The sequence below is a fragment of the Rhizobium binae genome (genome assembly GCF_017357225.1).
GTDB classification, from domain to species: domain Bacteria; phylum Pseudomonadota; class Alphaproteobacteria; order Rhizobiales; family Rhizobiaceae; genus Rhizobium; species Rhizobium binae.
Map to the genome: position 1 here is coordinate 83,459 of NZ_CP071609.1, position 14,645 is coordinate 98,103.

The window sequence follows — 14,645 nt, forward strand, 5'->3', positions numbered from 1 at the left end:
AGACTGAGCCCAGCGCGAGGCTTCAACGATAATGGGAACGCAAAGTTAGGAGCGACAAATGAAGACTCTGTGGAAGGCATTCTGCGCAGCGGCAATGGTCGGAATGACCGTCATGTCGGCGCATGCTGAAGAAAAGACCATCACCATCGGCACGATGTCCTGGGAAGACCTGACGCCGATTACCGGCATCACCAAGAAGGTGCTTGAAGATTCCGGCTACACCGTGAAGGTCGTGCCGTTCTCCGAATGGGGCATCGCCTATGCTGCTCTGAGCAAGGGCGACGTCCAGATCCTGGCCTCGCAGACGGACTATGTCGCGCAGGATTACTGGGACAAGAATAAGAAGCGCCTCGAAAAGATTTCGCCGGTCTCGCACGGCCTGTTCCAGGGCGTCGCGGTTCCGAAATACGTCACCATCGATTCCATGGACCAGTTGAACGACAACGCCGACAAGCTCGGCGGCAAGATCGTCGGTATCGAGCCGGGCTCGGGCCTGATGAGGGACACGGCCAATTCCGTGAAGGCTTATGATCTCAAGCTGCAGCTCGTCGAAGGCAGTACGGCCGCGATGACCGCCGCGCTGAAGTCCGCCACCGATCGCAAGGAATGGATTGCCGTGACGATCTGGGAGCCGTCCTGGATGATGCAGAAATACGACGTCAAGTTCCTTCAGGACCCCAAAGGCGTCTTCCCTCCACCGCAGAGCTACTACTGGATCGGGCAAAAGGGCTTTTCCGCGGAGAACCCGCACGCCCGTGAAGTGATTGCCAGCGTTTATGTTCCGCTTGCCGACATCACCGCGATCAACAGCGCCGTCAACGACGGCAAGACGATGGACGAGGCGATCAAGGACTGGACCGACAGCCATGCCGACCTCCTGAAGCGCTGGGAAAACATCGCCACCGAATAAAGCCGAATGCCGGGCCTCCACATGTTTGGCGGCCCGGCTCCACATTCCACGAATGAGAATGCCGGTATCAAACCGGCTCGCGGGGAACGCTATGACCATGTCAATGAATGATGCCGGCGATATCCTGATCGACTGCCAGTCGGTCTGGAAGATATTCGGAGCCAAGGCCAAGGCGGCCGTCGAGGCGGTAAAGACAGACGGCTTGTCCAAGAAACAGATCCTGACGGACTACGACTGCGTCGTCGGCGTCTCGGACGCCAACCTTCAGGTTAGGCGCGGCGAGATCTTCTGTATCATGGGACTGTCGGGCAGCGGCAAGTCCACGCTCATCCGGCTGCTCAACAGACTGATCGAACCGAGCCTTGGCAAGATCCTCGTCAAGGGCAAGGACATCTCCGCCCTGAATGCCGCCGAACTCCGCGACATTCGTGCCCGCAACATCGGGATGGTTTTCCAGAGCGTCGCCCTGCTTCCGCACCGCACCGTTCTGGAGAATGCCGCCTTCGGACTTGAGGTTCGCGGCGTCGGCAAGGAAGAACGATACAAGACAGCCCGCGCGGCGCTGGACAAGGTTGGCCTGTCCGACTGGACGACACGATACCCTTCCGAATTGTCCGGCGGCATGCAGCAGCGCGTCGGCCTTGCCCGCGCCATCGCCGCCGATCCCGAGATCATCCTGATGGACGAACCATTCAGCGCGCTCGATCCGCTGATCCGCCGCCAGCTTCAGGACGAATTCCGGCAACTGACCAAGTCGCTTGGAAAGTCGGCCGTGTTCATCACCCACGATCTTGAGGAAGCCATCCGGATCGGTGACCGCATCGCCATCATGAAGGACGGGGTCATCGTCCAGGTCGGTAATGCCGAGGAGATCGTGACCAAGCCTGCGGACGACTACGTCGCCGAGTTCGTTGCCGGGATTTCCAGGATTCATCTGGTCAAGGCGCACTCCGTCATGATGCCGGTTGCCGAATACACGCGCAGCCACCCGAATGTCGATGTTGGCTCGCTGCTCCGCACCACGCCCGAAGCGGATATCGGCGCCCTGATCGAACTGACCATGCAATCGAGCCGCGATGCCGTCGCTGTTGTCGAGGGTGGCAAGGTGGTCGGCATCGTTACGATACGTGGCCTGCTCTGTGGTGTCGCCGGCAGTCCCGCCACCGTGCCCGCTGCGGCATAGATCGGAGATGGTCATGGACACGTCCCTCATCACTGACAGCTTCGACGAGAAGATCGACGATGCGCTGAACTGGATCAGCGACAATGCCTCGTGGCTATTCGACAGCATCCGCGCCGTTCTGGAGGGCACCTATGACGGCGTCCTCTGGCTCGTGCAGCTTCCACCATTCTATGTGATCGCCCTTGTCGCGGCGGCGCTGGGATGGCGGCTGATCAACGTGCCGGCCGGGCTTTTGGTAGGCGTCGCCCTGCTCGGATGCGCGGTGATGGGACTGTGGGCCGAGACCATGAGCACGCTGGCCCTGGTGATCACGGCCACGTTCATGGCGCTGCTCATCGGTATCCCTCTTGGCGTCGTGGCCGGCTTCGTCAAATCTTTCGACAGGTTCGTCGAACCGATCCTCGATCTCATCCAGACCCTTCCGCCCTACATCTACCTTCTGCCGGCGATCGCTTTGATGGGATACGGACCGGCCACGGCTCTTCTGGCGACCGTCATCGTTGCCATGCCTCCGGCAATCCGCCTGACATCGCTCGGCATCCGCCGAACCCCGCGCGAGTTCATCGAGCTCGGGCAGGCAAGTGGCCTGACGCCGTGGCAGATGTTCGTCAAGATCAGGCTGCCCTTCGCAATCCCGAGCGTCATGGCAGGGATCAACCAGAGCCTGATGATGGCGTTTGGGATGGTGGTGATCGCAGGCATCGTCGGTTCCGGCGGGCTTGGCGAAACCATCTACAGCGCGGTGAGAACGCTCGATATCGCCACCTCGATCAACGCCGCCATCGCCATCGTCATCCTCACCATGGTGATCGACCGACTGACCCAGAGTGCGGCGCGCCGCGCCAATGGAGGCAAGTGATGGACCTGGACCTTGTTCGTTTCTCCCCCGGCGCTTACCTCGCCCCGGTCATCGACTGGCTGAACGCCAATTTCCATCCCTTTTTCGACATGGTGACGAAAGTGATCGAGGCCGTTCTGGGCGGCCTTGAATCGAGCCTGCTTTACCTGCCCTTCTACGCGGTCATCCTCATTGCCGTGGTTTTCGCTGCCGTCGTCGTTAATGTTCGCGTCGCGGTAACCAGCGCGATCGCGCTGACCTTCTGCTTTCTGGCGGGCCTGTGGGAGGCATCGATGCAGACGCTCGCTCTGGTGACGGTGTCGGTGTGTATCTCGGTGTTGATTGCGTTTCCGCTCGGCATCCTGGCATCCCGTTACCGCAAGTTCGAGGCGGCCATCCGTCCCGTGCTCGACATCATGCAGACGGTCCCGCCTTGGGTTTATCTCATCCCTGCCGTGATGATCTTCAGCCTCGGCCGCGTGCCTGCCATCATCGCCACGATCGTCTACGGCGTGCCACCGATGCTGCGATTGACGACGCTGGCCTTCAGTCAGGTTCCGAAGGACCTGCTGGAACTCGGGCAGGCCACAGGCGCCTCGCCCCGCGCCATCCTGTTCAAGATCGAAATCCCCGCGGCGACGCCAACACTGCTGGTGGGGCTGAACCAGTGCATTCTTCTATCGCTCGCCATCGTCGTTCTTGCGGGTCTCGTCGGAGCGGGTGGTCTTGGTGCCGAGGTGACGCGCGGCCTGACACGAATGGAAATGGGGCTTGGCCTTCGTGCGGGCCTTGCCATCGTCGCGGTCGCAATCTTCCTCGACCGGCTGTCGCGTGGTGCCCTTCAGCGCAAAGCACCGGCTACGGCCGGAAACTGACATATTCGAAAGGTCTTATCATGCGGCGCAGCTTCTTCTGCATTGACAGCCACACCTGCGGCAATCCGGTCCGTCTCGTTGCCGCGGGCGGCCCGCTTCTTCCGCATCTTCCGATCACTGAGCGCCGGGAACTGTTTGTCCGCGATCATGACTGGGTGCGACAGGCTCTGATGTTTGAACCGCGAGGCCATGACATCATGTCCGGCGCGATCATCTATCCGGCCTATCGCGAGGATTGCGACTTCGCGGTCATCTTCATCGAAGTCAGCGGATGCCTGCCCATGTGTGGCGCCGGCACGATCGGTCTCGTGACCGCCGGCATCGAGGAAGGCCTGATCACGCCGCGGGTAGAAGGCAGGCTTTCCATCGAGACCCCGGCGGGCCGTGTCGATATCCAGTATGAGAAGCCCGGCGAATTCGTGGAATCGGTGCGGATGTTCAACGTGCCGAGCTATCTCCACGCCGCAGACATTGCCGTCGATGTCGCAGGCATCGGGCGCCTGATCGTCGATATCGCCTATGGTGGGAATTACTACGCCGTGGTGGAGCCGCAGGCCGCGTGGTCGGGACTGGGCGGCATGTCCGCCAGCGATATCGTCGATCTCAGCGTCAAACTGCGCGACGCATTGGCCAAGATCTGCGATCCGGAACATCCGGATGACCCAAGGATCAGGGGCGTGCATCACGCTCTGTGGTGCGACACGCCGACCAGCGACAAAGCCGACGGGCGTGGCGCTGTCTTCTACGGCGACAAGGCCATCGACCGGTCTCCTGGGGGTACCGGCACCTCGGCACGCATGGCCCAGCTTCACGGCAAAGGTCGCTTGCCTGCCGGCGAGACCTTCCGCCAGGAAAGCCTGATTGGTACGGTCTTTGAAGGGCGCATTGAGGCAGAGGTCGACGTCGGTCCGTTCCACGGCATCAAGCCGAGTGTCGGCGGCTGGGCACGGATCATCGGCCACAATACGATCTTTGTAGACGATCGAGATCCTTTGGCGCACGGTTTCCAGATCAGATAAAGGCCAAAGCGCGGTGGAGTTGAGATGAAATCGTTGGAGCCAAACGCGCCTGTCGACCGGCTGAAGATCGGTTTCGTGCTCGCGAAATCGTTCACGCTCTCTGCCTTCGCCCTCTTCGTCGACACGCTCCGCCTGGCGAGCGACGAATTCGACAGGTCAGGCCGGGTACTGGCCGACTGGGAGGTGCTCGGCAGCACGCGGCATCTGACAACGTCCAGTTGCGGCGTCAAGCTCGCGCCGACATCGGACTTCGTTGATCCCAGCCAGTTCCAGTACATTGTCGTGGTCGGCGGTCTGCTCAACAACGGTCCATCCGTCGACCAGGAAACGGTCGACTTCCTGAAGAAGGCATCGACAAAAAAGGTCAAGCTGATCGGTGTGTGCACCGGCTCCTTCATCCTTGCCGAAATCGGCCTGATGAAGGAGCACCGGACCTGCGTCAGTTGGCTGCACTACAACACGTTTCGCGAGCGCTTCCCCGACCACCAGGTTCGGTCCGATCGGATTTTCAACCTCGACCGGACAAGGGGCTCCTGCGCCGGCGGCAGCAGCGCCGCCGACATGGCGGCATTGATCGTCCGTCGTCACATCAGCAAGGAAGCCGAGCGCAATGCGCTCGAGGTTCTCCACATTGAAAAGGCGCGAACCGCGCTTGCCATCCAGACCCGCAAGCCGCTCTCCATCGAGTGCAAGGATCCAAGGATTAGGGCCGTGCTGATCATGATGGAGCAGCATATCGAGGGTCGATTGCCGATCGAGGAACTCGCCGCATCGGTCGGGCTCTCCAGACGACAGCTCGAGCGCCTGTTTATGGGGGAAACCAAAAGCTCCCCCGCCCTCGTCTACCGACGGGTGCGGATGGAACGCGCCAAGCAACTGCTCATCAAGACTAAAGCCTCCTTGATCGAAGTAGCGCTCGAAGTCGGCTTTGAAAACGCCTCCCACTTCTCCCGCGCCTTCTCCCAGACATTTGGAAAAAGCCCAACGAGGATGCGCGCTACCGAGTTGAGCTAGCGGGCACTTTGACAATTTGGTGAGATACGTTCCCCAGATTACGATTCATTGATCGCCTTGCAGGGATGCGAAACCGGCGTCCCGTCGCCACATTCGGCTAAGCGCTGAGGAAGATTTGGATACCAGCGACGCAAACAGCACGGTCCTATAACGTCGCAAGGTCGCGCGGCCACATCGCGTTGGCATTCGCTCGGAAGCGACTGAACTACGAGATTTCAATCAACGTGTACAGGACCGGCGATGGAAATAGGTGTTCGCGTCCGGCTGGTTTGGTGTTGTGCAGCTATCTGAAGCTGGCTATTCAGGCAGGCGCGATGGGGAAGCTTTGATGACCACAAATCTCGAGAGGCAGTTCGACACGGCAATGATGTCGATCTACCAGCGGGCCAAGACCGAGGCCAGATACAATGCCAACGTTTTTCTGGGTATGCTGAATGATCGCGGGGGGCTTGCAACGGCGCGCTATCTCATAAATGCCACGTCACCTTCCGAGGGATACACGAACCTTTGGGAGCGCAACAGGCTCGATCTCACCGTGGAGGCACTGGTGCTCGACAACAGCAAGTGGCGTTCGCTCTTTACGGAGAATGAGCTTGCCAAAGCCAGGGCCCGGCTTGTCGCTTATAACTACCAGTTTCCGCATTGAATGCTGAGGCCGTCTCCCTGGCATTGTCACCGCCGCTCAACGATGCACATCCGCAGAATGGGTCGGGATACCGGTTGCCGGGCAAGCTGAAAAGCGCCTGATTGCAGGTCCCGCTTCGACTAGGCCGGGAGATACACGACCTGTCCCTCGGACCGACCGCAACGAGCGTCTTGTCATCGAGGAAAACCAATCCCGGGACCTCGCCCGGAAGCGTCGCGGTGGTTTCGATCTGCTGCACGGCCTGCCCGTCGCGGGTGTCCAGAAGGGCGATGGTGCTTTCATCGGCACCAATCGCAAGAAGCGGGCTTGAAGGCGCAATGGCACAGGCCCTGAGATCCGAATATCTCAGATGCTCTTCCAGATTCCAGATTACTCGGGACCACAGGGCATCGCGGTCGAAGATGTAGCGCCTGATGACGTCGTCTTGCGCAACGGCGAGCAGTGCTGCCCGGGTCCCAGCCGCGGTTTGGGGTCATTGCTGGAGGGGTTCCAGTGGGCGCTTTCGAGCGGTGCAAACGTGATCTCGACGTCGCTCGGCTTCGATTTCCCGAGCTATTGCGAGTGGCTGGTGGAAAAAGGGTACGCACCAGAAGCAGCGACCTCTCAAGCGCTCGAAACCTTCATTCCATCCGATCGGGCCGGGAACATCACCGGGCAATCGTTGGGTGTCGATCGTGGAGAGGTACCGTGGTGAACTCGCTGGCAGGTAAAAGAGCGCTCATCACGGGCGCGGCAAGTGGGATCGGCCTTGATTTGACGACGCACGGCGACGCTTTCGAAATCCTGCCCTGCGATCTAAGCGTTGAGGAGAGGGTGGCCGCCGCGATGCGGCAAGCCGCCGCCGCCAGATTGGCCGGTCTCGATATCCTTGTCAACAATGCGGGCGTCATGGAGGAGGCTCCGCTGGGCGCGATCTCCGCCGCGCAGGTCGACAGAATGTTTGCGGTCAACGTAAGGGGCGCGATCTTCACGACGCGAGAGGCCCTTCCCCATCTGCCTGACGGCGGAAGAATCTTTAACGTCGTGTCGGAACTGGCCTATATCGGCCGCACCAATGCATCGGTATATTGCGCTACGAAGGCTGCACGTCTGGCGCTTACCCGCTCATGGGCGCGCGAACTTGCGCCGCGCATCCTCGTCAACGCTGTTGCGCCTGGTCCGACCGACACGCCGTTGCTTGGTTTCGAAACCATGGACGATCGTATGCGAGAGATGGAAACAGCAAACCCCCTTGGGCGCATCGGTCGACCGGAGGAGGTCGCAGCCGCGATAGTGTTCCTAACGGGGCCAAGTGCGTCGCTGTTCGTGGGTCAGTGCATTGGCCCGAACGGCGCTGTCATGTTCTGATGCATCGCCAGCGATTGCGCGCGGCGCACAATCTTCGGCTCGGTCTGTCATCTGGTGGTGCGTTTCTAGCGATGGAAGTGAGGTTTGAAGCATTACACGTCAACAGCGCGTTCTCGCGTTTGGGCGGTAATCTCGATCAAACGGAGGAAACCATGGACGAAAGCGGATTGCAAAATTTCCTCAAGAGATTGAGGTCCGGCAAAGCCAACTATATGGGCTGGTCGGGATTGAGTGACCCGATGCTCGTGGGCTACATCGCGCGCGCGGGATACGACGCTGTACTGCTTGATCAACAGCATGGGTTCCACGATACGGCGTCGTGCATCTCGTGTATTTCGGAAGCCGCGCTGACTGGTACCCCCATAATCGTCCGTGTGAGCGTGAATGATTTCGCGCAGGCGGCACGAATGCTGGATTGCGGCGCGGCGGGCGTCGTCGCTCCGATGATCAATTCGGCAGCCGACGCGAGGCGGTTCGTATCGCACGTCAAATATCCTCCACTTGGACAACGTAGCTTTGGACCTGGCCGGGCTATGCAATTGTCTAGTGCAACCGATGACCAAGTATTCGTTCAGTCTGCCAACGGGAATACGTTGGCGATCGCCATGTGCGAGACACGCGAGGCTCTCGATGTCCTCGATGAAATCCTGAATGTTCCCGGCCTCGACGGCGTTCTGGTCGGTCCTGCTGACCTCTCGCTCGCCTTGTGCAGCGGCATCATGGATCCAAACGGAAGCGCAGTGCGGAACGCCACTCTCGATGTTGCCCGCCGCTCCCGCGCGAAGGGAAAGATCGCATGTGCGTTCGCGGGAACCGTTGAACGCTCGCGCGAGCTCGTGCGCGACGGCTTTCAGCTTGTGTCTGTGGAGTACGACGAAAAAGTAATCGCCGACGCGTTCGCGAAAGTCCTGAATGAAGCCAAGCAGGTCTGACTTCGAACCTCTGCCGGGCGCATTGGAATCGGATGAAAACACGATGTCCGTAGAGCGCCACATGCCTGCATCCGCGCCGTTCAGGTGAAAAATCTCGATCCGCTTACTCAAAGGCCATCGCGGTCGCCGTCGCCTGCGCGCCAGGCCGGCCGTCTCGGAAGAACAGGTACGCGTTGGTTTTCACCGCTGAAGCTTACCCCCTTCTATTCGACCCACGCGGGCGGAAAACGGGGAGGGCTGGAAGTCGACCGCGGCTACCGATAATAGGGACTTGATCTGTCTTGGTTCGTGCATGTCGTCCTGCCAGACTCGACCGATGCTATGTGATGGGTCTCTCAAATGTTAGGAGAATGAGACGCCAGAACTATTATTCTGGAAGGCGGCGTAGTCAGTTAGCGCTGAAAGCGCCCCCTATTTCAAGTCTCTCACACACGATCTTTTTCAGGGGTGCTGACCAGCTTCGCGGCGGCGATATTCGCTTTTCGAAGAGCAGAGTTCATCGTTTTCCCAGATGCAATTTCTGCAGCCAACACGCCAATGAACTCGTCACCAGCGCCATGGGTGCTCTCAACAACGATCTTCACGGCCTCAATAAGGATTTCATGGCCTTGGCGGTCTGCAAAAGCGACACCGTCACCACCTGCGGTCACCACGACCTCGGGAAAGACATTCACAAGCTTCCTTGCAGCTTCCAGAGCGCCATCGAGTGTTTCTACGACTGGAACCCCTGACAGCATTTCCGCTTCTATTGCGTTGACGACGAGGATATCGATGAGCGGCTGAAGATCGAACGATAGCGGACGCGCCGGCGCGGCATTGATCAGCACACGGCCGCCGCCTCTTTTTACAGCCCGTGCCGCCGCGACGTTGGCGGCGTCGGGAATTTCGCTCTGCAAAACAAGCAGCGTCGTCCTGTCCAAAAGAACCTGGGCCGCGGCAACATCGCCGTCGCCAAGCGTGAGATTGCTTCCGGAAACGATAACCGCGCCATAGTCTCCCTCCGCGTCGAAGATCGCGACACTCATTCCGGTGGATTGCGATCCATCGCGCCGAACGAAAGTGTGATCAACATTTTTGCGAGCGAGATTGGTGATAAGAAACCGCCCAAAGTCGTCGTCGGCAACCGCCCCTATCATCGCCGTCGCGACACCGGTTCGAGCCGACGAAACAGCCTGGTTGCCGCCCTTACCGCCGCTTTTCGGGTGCCATGATGATCCCGTCACTGTTTCACCCTTGCGCGGCCGCGCCGGTCCCATCACGGCGATGTCGTAGTGGAGGCTGCCAAAGACGGTAACGAGGGGTGCAGTTGTCATGGGAGTCGATCTTTTCGTTTGGACGTGACGGCGGACATGGTCCGCTCGAGATTGCGTTCGGCAGCTTTGTAGTCACGCTGGGCAACGGCAACGAACACAGCGTCAAGGATGTTGAGCTGCGCGATCCGCGCGGCGGCATTCTCGCCCATCAGAGGAGAACCCTGCGCGGTGGAACAAAGCACCACGTCGGCCGCCTGTGCCAACGCGGACGAGTTGTAGTTGGTGATAGCAATCGTGCGAGCGCCGTTTCGCCGGGCAAGCTGGATCGCCTCGATCACTGCCGTGGTGTTGCCCGAATGGGAAAAGCCGATCGCAATGTCTCCGTCGACCAGCAGCGACGCCGACATCAGCATCATGTGCAAATCATCGAAGACGCTGGCCCGCACGCCGATCCGCAGAAATTTGTGCGACACATCGCGTGCAATCTGCGCGGAGCCGCCCACACCATAGAAATCGCGCTGTTTGGCACGATGGATCAGATCCGCCGCCCTGTCGAACGCCTCCATGTCGAGTATCGACAATGTTTCTTCCAGGGCATTGATCGAGGTGCGAAAAACCTTTTGCACGATCTCCTGCGACGTATCGTCGACGGACAATTCTTGATGCATTTCGGCCGTGGGCTGGCGGTTATACTGGCTGACCGCCGCACGGAAATCCCGATATCCGGCAAAACCGAGTTTCTTGGTGATCTTCACCACCATGGCTTCCGAAACACCCGCATCGTCGGCAATCTGCTTCAGCGATGTGTCGTCGCCGAAGTCGCGCAACGCAAAAACCGTATCGACCACCTTTGCTTCAAGCGGCGTCAGCAAGGGCATCATCATGCGGATGCGAGGGCCGACGGCTTTCGTGTCGAAGTTTTCAGTATTCATTCTCGTCCCCTCGTGGCGCGATCGATCATCATCGCAACGAGGATTATAAGGCCGGTTGCCAGCAGTTGATAGAAGGCCTGGACGTTCATCAACGTGAGGCCGTTGCGCATAGTTCCGAGAATGATGGCGCCCAGGATCGTTCCCAGAATGCTGCCCTTGCCGCCCATCAGCGAGGCTCCGCCGATGGCCGCAGCAGCAATCGCGTCGAGCTCCCAGAGGTTGCCGAGGATCGGTTCGGCAGCGCCTAAGCGCCCGATCAGAATCAGGGACGCAAGAGCTGCAAGCCCACCGGAGATCACGTAAGCCGTGATCTTGGTGCGCGCGATCGGGACACCGGCGACGTAGGCCGCTTCCTCATTGCCGCCGACGGCCAGGAGATATTCGCCGATCGGGGTTTTCTTGAGCAAGACCCAGGCGGCTAGCGCCACGACGGCAACGATCAGAACGGGCATCGGAATACCGAACAGGTTTCCATTAAAGAGCGATCGAAAACCCGCCGGGATGCCGAGAACAGGATTGCCGCCGGTATAGATCAGCGCGAGCGCGCGATACGTGCTCAACGTTCCGAGGGTCACGATGAAGGGCTGCAAACCGACATAGGCAACCAGAATTCCGTTTATGAAACCGCAGGCCATGCCGATCCCGAGGCCCGCCAGGATCGCAAGCGGAACCGGGGTTCCGGAAAGAAGCAGAGTCGCCGTGATGACCGCCGATATCGCAGCAGTCGGGCCGACAGACAGATCGATGCCGCCCGATATGATCACCAATGTCATGCCAAGCGCCAGACAGGCGTTGATGCTCGATTGCTGCAGGATATTGACGAGATTGCGTTCCGACAGGAAGCCAGGGACCAATGTCGAAAACACGGCCATGATAACGACGAGGCCGATCAGCGTGCCGGCGTCTCGCAAAGAAAACGAGAAGCGCGCGAATACGGGCGAAAGTTTCGTGTCGGCGGCGGCCGGTGAATTGCTCATAACGTGTTCCTTTATGTCGCCCACGCCTAGGCGGCCGGAGCTGGCGTGCGGCCAGTATTCGCACCGGGAATGGCATGCGCCACGATGGCGCTTTCTGTGAGGTCAGCACGCGCGATCTCCGCAGCAATCTGCCCGTCGCGCATGACAAGGACACGATCGGAAAGCCGGATAACTTCCGGCAGTTCGGAAGAGACCACCACGATGGAATGCCCATCGGCGGCCAGCGCCTCGATCAGGTGATAGATTTCCGCCTTGGCGCCGACGTCGATGCCGCGGGTCGGCTCGTCGAACAGGAGAATCTGCGATTTGCTTGCCAGCCAGCGCGCGATGATCGCTTTCTGCTGATTGCCACCGCTGAAGAGCCGGATCGGTCTGTCCAACTGGAAAGGCCGGAGATTGACGCGGCGCAGCAGGTCCTGAGCCGTGTTGCGCAACTTGCCGCCCTGAATGATGCCGGCTTTGGAGAAGCTCTCCAGCGAGGCAAGTGCCATGTTGATGGTGACCGAGCGGACGGGAATGATCCCCTCCCGCTTGCGCTCTTCAGGAACGAGGCCGATGCCGGCGGAAATGGCATCGCGGGGATTGCGCAGGTTCACGGTTTTGCCGTCTATATCGATCGTGCCTGCCGTCAATCTGTCCGCACCCGCCAGAAGGCGCAGGAGTTCCGTCCGACCGGATCCGACAAGCCCTGCAATGCCGAGAACTTCACCGCGGTGAAGTTTGAACGACGCGTCCCTGATTTTCGTCAGCGACGAGAGCCCGCGCGCCTCGAGTTTCACCGTCGCGGTCGCGTGTGAGACATGCTGCTCCTGCATCAGCTCACGGCCGACCATCATCGTGATGACATCTTGGTGGGAAGCCGTCTGGACATCCACCGCACCGATAAGCTTGCCGTCGCGCATGACACTGGCGCGCTGGCAGATGCGGAAGACTTCGTCCATCTTGTGCGAGACATAGATAATCGACACGCCACTTGCCGATAATTTTGTTATGACCTCAGCCAGCCGTTCGAACTCACTCGGTGTCAGACTGGATGTCGGTTCATCCATGGCGATGATCCTGGCGCGGTCGAGCAATGCCCGGGCAATCTCGACAATCTGGCGCTGTGCCACCTTGAGCGAAGAGATTGGCGCCGCGGGATCGATGCCGGGTTCGATCATCGACAATGCTTCGGCAGCCCGCCGCTCCTGCTCTCCTCTCGAGACGAACAGCCCGCCAACGGTCGTCAGCGGATGCCCGACGAACATGTTCTGCGCTACACTCAGATGCGGGACTTGCTGCAGTTCCTGGTGGATCATGGCGATGCCGGCACCACGCGCCTCCATCGGCTTGCGAAAGGAGACATTTTCGCCGTCGACAAACATGGACCCGGAGGTTGGACGAAAGACGCCGGAAAGGATGCGCAGCAGCGTCGACTTTCCCGCGCCGTTTTCACCGAGAAGCCCATGGATTTCGCCGGGCGCGACGTCGAAGGAGACGTCGGACAATGCGTTCACGCCCGGGAAGCTCTTGGATATCGCTTCGAATCTCAGTCTCGGTGTCATTGCGTCACCCTCCCATCGGCAAGAGATGCCGGCCAGAGCGGCCGGCATCTTCGTCAGTTGGCGATCAATTCGCCGCGGCGGCGTCTTCCATCAGCACGGCACGGACATCGACGCCTTCGCCCTGGTATCGAGCGACATTGTCCTTGGTGATAAGCGCCTGCGGCGTGGCGACGACGCGGGGCAGTTTCTGGCCGGCGACAAGGCGCAAGGCGGCTTCAAGCGCCACTTCACCGGTCAGTACCGGGAAGCTGTCGACGGTGCCCGTCAATTCGCCGGCCTTGATCGACGTATAGGCATCGGAAATGCCGTCCGTGCCGAACACGGCAACCTTGTCCTGAAGGCCGGCCGCCTTGACCGCCTCGACGATACCCAGTGCCATCCCGTCGTTATTGGCATAGAACCCGATCAGGTCGGGATGCTGCTGCAGGATGTTGGTGGCGGCGTCATAGGATGTCTGGCGATCCCAGTTGCCCGGAACGCTGGCGACGACTTCGAACTTGCCGCTTTCGCTGATCGTCGCCTTGAAGCCGTCGGTACGCTGGACGGCGGCGTAGACACCGGCCTGGCCTTCGACGATCGCAACCTTGCCGCCATCCGGCCGGTTCTCGACAAACCATTTCGCCACGCGCACGCCATTGTCGCGCTGGACGTTGCCGACATAGTGCTCCGCCTGCGGAATGACCGCATCATTGACGTTGACGACCGGAATGCCCGCGGCCTTCGCCTGTTCGATGACCGGCTGAAGATTGGCGTCGGTCTGCGGCGAGACCAAAAGAACATTGTATCCCTGGGTAATCAGGCCCTCGGCGATTGTCAGCTGGCCGAGTTGGTCGCCTTCGCTCTGTGCTGCCTGATAGACCACCGGCACGCCGGCCTTGTCGCCGAATTTGGTGTAGCCTTCACCCAGCGAGCGCCAGTATTCGTTGGTCAGCGTCTTGGAAACTGCACCGGCCTTGGTACCTTCCGGCAGCTTGGGAAACGCGCCGAGCTTGGCTTCGAGCTGCGACCAGTCCATGCGATCCTTTTCGGTGTCGGAGTTGAGTGGCGCAAGTTCCTGCGCGACGGCGGCGCTGAACAGGAAACTGGCAACCAGACCTGCGGCAACGGTCGTCTTCAAAAATGTCTTCATCGGTTCCTCCCGAGTGTGAAATTCACACGCCGTCCGGCGTGCTGCG

The 14,645-nt window shown here is 60.0% G+C and carries 15 protein-coding genes; 10 read left to right on the forward strand and 5 right to left on the reverse strand.

Annotated features, from left to right (window positions below):
- Positions 1-58 precede the first annotated feature (58 nt).
- From J2J99_RS31025 to J2J99_RS31070, 10 genes are all read left to right on the forward strand, one after another.
- Positions 59-910, forward strand: a complete 852-nt coding sequence (locus J2J99_RS31025; RefSeq protein ID WP_168254694.1) for a glycine betaine ABC transporter substrate-binding protein — start codon at positions 59-61, stop codon at positions 908-910.
- Between the two features lie 91 nt (positions 911-1,001).
- Positions 1,002-2,093: a quaternary amine ABC transporter ATP-binding protein gene (locus tag J2J99_RS31030; RefSeq protein ID WP_168254693.1), complete on the forward strand. Its 1,092-nt coding sequence runs from the start codon at positions 1,002-1,004 to the stop codon at positions 2,091-2,093.
- Positions 2,094-2,106: 13 nt separating this feature from the next.
- Complete coding sequence (locus tag J2J99_RS31035; protein WP_168254692.1) at positions 2,107-2,952, forward strand: ABC transporter permease; 846 nt, start codon at positions 2,107-2,109, stop codon at positions 2,950-2,952.
- Positions 2,952-3,806 carry an ABC transporter permease gene (locus tag J2J99_RS31040; protein ID WP_085739312.1) on the forward strand — a complete coding sequence of 285 codons (855 nt, stop codon included), beginning with the start codon at positions 2,952-2,954 and terminating at the stop codon, positions 3,804-3,806. Before J2J99_RS31035 ends, J2J99_RS31040 begins: the two co-directional genes overlap by 1 nt.
- Before the next feature lie 20 nt (positions 3,807-3,826).
- A complete protein-coding gene (locus J2J99_RS31045; RefSeq protein WP_168300939.1) occupies positions 3,827-4,825 on the forward strand; it encodes a 4-hydroxyproline epimerase in 999 nt (332 codons plus the stop codon).
- 24 nt (positions 4,826-4,849) lie between these two features.
- The gene (locus J2J99_RS31050) at positions 4,850-5,839 is read left to right on the forward strand and encodes a GlxA family transcriptional regulator (RefSeq protein ID WP_168254690.1); all 990 of its coding nucleotides are present in this window, start codon (positions 4,850-4,852) and stop codon (positions 5,837-5,839) included.
- A 328-nt stretch (positions 5,840-6,167) separates the two neighbouring features.
- Positions 6,168-6,485 carry a hypothetical protein gene (locus tag J2J99_RS31055; protein ID WP_168254689.1) on the forward strand — a complete coding sequence of 106 codons (318 nt, stop codon included), beginning with the start codon at positions 6,168-6,170 and terminating at the stop codon, positions 6,483-6,485.
- A 349-nt stretch (positions 6,486-6,834) separates the two neighbouring features.
- Positions 6,835-7,179, forward strand: coding sequence for a S8/S53 family peptidase (locus J2J99_RS31060; RefSeq protein WP_168300890.1), 345 nt, complete (start codon positions 6,835-6,837; stop codon positions 7,177-7,179).
- Positions 7,173-7,832: an SDR family NAD(P)-dependent oxidoreductase gene (locus tag J2J99_RS31065; protein WP_168300940.1), complete on the forward strand. Its 660-nt coding sequence runs from the start codon at positions 7,173-7,175 to the stop codon at positions 7,830-7,832. The genes J2J99_RS31060 and J2J99_RS31065 overlap by 7 nt, the downstream gene beginning before the upstream one ends.
- A gap of 152 nt (positions 7,833-7,984) precedes the next feature.
- A complete protein-coding gene (locus J2J99_RS31070) occupies positions 7,985-8,764 on the forward strand; it encodes an HpcH/HpaI aldolase family protein (protein WP_168254673.1) in 780 nt (259 codons plus the stop codon).
- Positions 8,765-9,189: 425 nt separating this feature from the next.
- Here the strand turns inward: J2J99_RS31070 and J2J99_RS31075 are convergent, their stop codons facing one another.
- The 5 genes from J2J99_RS31075 to J2J99_RS31095 form a co-directional block, all read right to left on the reverse strand.
- A complete protein-coding gene (locus J2J99_RS31075; RefSeq protein WP_168300941.1) occupies positions 9,190-10,077 on the reverse strand; it encodes a ribokinase in 888 nt (295 codons plus the stop codon).
- A complete protein-coding gene (locus J2J99_RS31080) occupies positions 10,074-10,949 on the reverse strand; it encodes a MurR/RpiR family transcriptional regulator (protein WP_168254671.1) in 876 nt (291 codons plus the stop codon). Before J2J99_RS31080 ends, J2J99_RS31075 begins: the two co-directional genes overlap by 4 nt.
- Positions 10,946-11,926: an ABC transporter permease gene (locus J2J99_RS31085; RefSeq protein ID WP_168300943.1), complete on the reverse strand. Its 981-nt coding sequence runs from the start codon at positions 11,924-11,926 to the stop codon at positions 10,946-10,948. Before J2J99_RS31085 ends, J2J99_RS31080 begins: the two co-directional genes overlap by 4 nt.
- A gap of 26 nt (positions 11,927-11,952) precedes the next feature.
- The gene (locus J2J99_RS31090; protein ID WP_168300951.1) at positions 11,953-13,470 is read right to left on the reverse strand and encodes a sugar ABC transporter ATP-binding protein; all 1,518 of its coding nucleotides are present in this window, start codon (positions 13,468-13,470) and stop codon (positions 11,953-11,955) included.
- Between the two features lie 64 nt (positions 13,471-13,534).
- Positions 13,535-14,599 (reverse strand): sugar ABC transporter substrate-binding protein, encoded by a 1,065-nt coding sequence (locus J2J99_RS31095; RefSeq protein ID WP_168300956.1) that lies wholly within the window; start codon positions 14,597-14,599, stop codon positions 13,535-13,537.
- Positions 14,600-14,645: the final 46 nt, after the last annotated feature.

Bases quoted from the DNA above. Each gene is read 5' to 3' on its own strand.
- J2J99_RS31025 (WP_168254694.1), top strand. From the start codon at position 59: ATGAAGACTCTGTGGAAGGCATTCTGCGCAGCGGCAATGGTCGGAATG.
- J2J99_RS31030 (WP_168254693.1), top strand. From the start codon at position 1,002: ATGACCATGTCAATGAATGATGCCGGCGATATCCTGATCGACTGCCAG.
- J2J99_RS31035 (WP_168254692.1), top strand. From the start codon at position 2,107: ATGGACACGTCCCTCATCACTGACAGCTTCGACGAGAAGATCGACGAT.
- J2J99_RS31040 (WP_085739312.1), top strand. From the start codon at position 2,952: ATGGACCTGGACCTTGTTCGTTTCTCCCCCGGCGCTTACCTCGCCCCG.
- J2J99_RS31045 (WP_168300939.1), top strand. From the start codon at position 3,827: ATGCGGCGCAGCTTCTTCTGCATTGACAGCCACACCTGCGGCAATCCG.
- J2J99_RS31050 (WP_168254690.1), top strand. From the start codon at position 4,850: ATGAAATCGTTGGAGCCAAACGCGCCTGTCGACCGGCTGAAGATCGGT.
- J2J99_RS31055 (WP_168254689.1), top strand. From the start codon at position 6,168: ATGACCACAAATCTCGAGAGGCAGTTCGACACGGCAATGATGTCGATC.
- J2J99_RS31060 (WP_168300890.1), top strand. From the start codon at position 6,835: ATGCTCTTCCAGATTCCAGATTACTCGGGACCACAGGGCATCGCGGTC.
- J2J99_RS31070 (WP_168254673.1), top strand. From the start codon at position 7,985: ATGGACGAAAGCGGATTGCAAAATTTCCTCAAGAGATTGAGGTCCGGC.
- J2J99_RS31075 (WP_168300941.1), bottom strand. From the start codon at position 10,077: ATGACAACTGCACCCCTCGTTACCGTCTTTGGCAGCCTCCACTACGAC.
- J2J99_RS31080 (WP_168254671.1), bottom strand. From the start codon at position 10,949: ATGAATACTGAAAACTTCGACACGAAAGCCGTCGGCCCTCGCATCCGC.
- J2J99_RS31085 (WP_168300943.1), bottom strand. From the start codon at position 11,926: ATGAGCAATTCACCGGCCGCCGCCGACACGAAACTTTCGCCCGTATTC.
- J2J99_RS31090 (WP_168300951.1), bottom strand. From the start codon at position 13,470: ATGACACCGAGACTGAGATTCGAAGCGATATCCAAGAGCTTCCCGGGC.
- J2J99_RS31095 (WP_168300956.1), bottom strand. From the start codon at position 14,599: ATGAAGACATTTTTGAAGACGACCGTTGCCGCAGGTCTGGTTGCCAGT.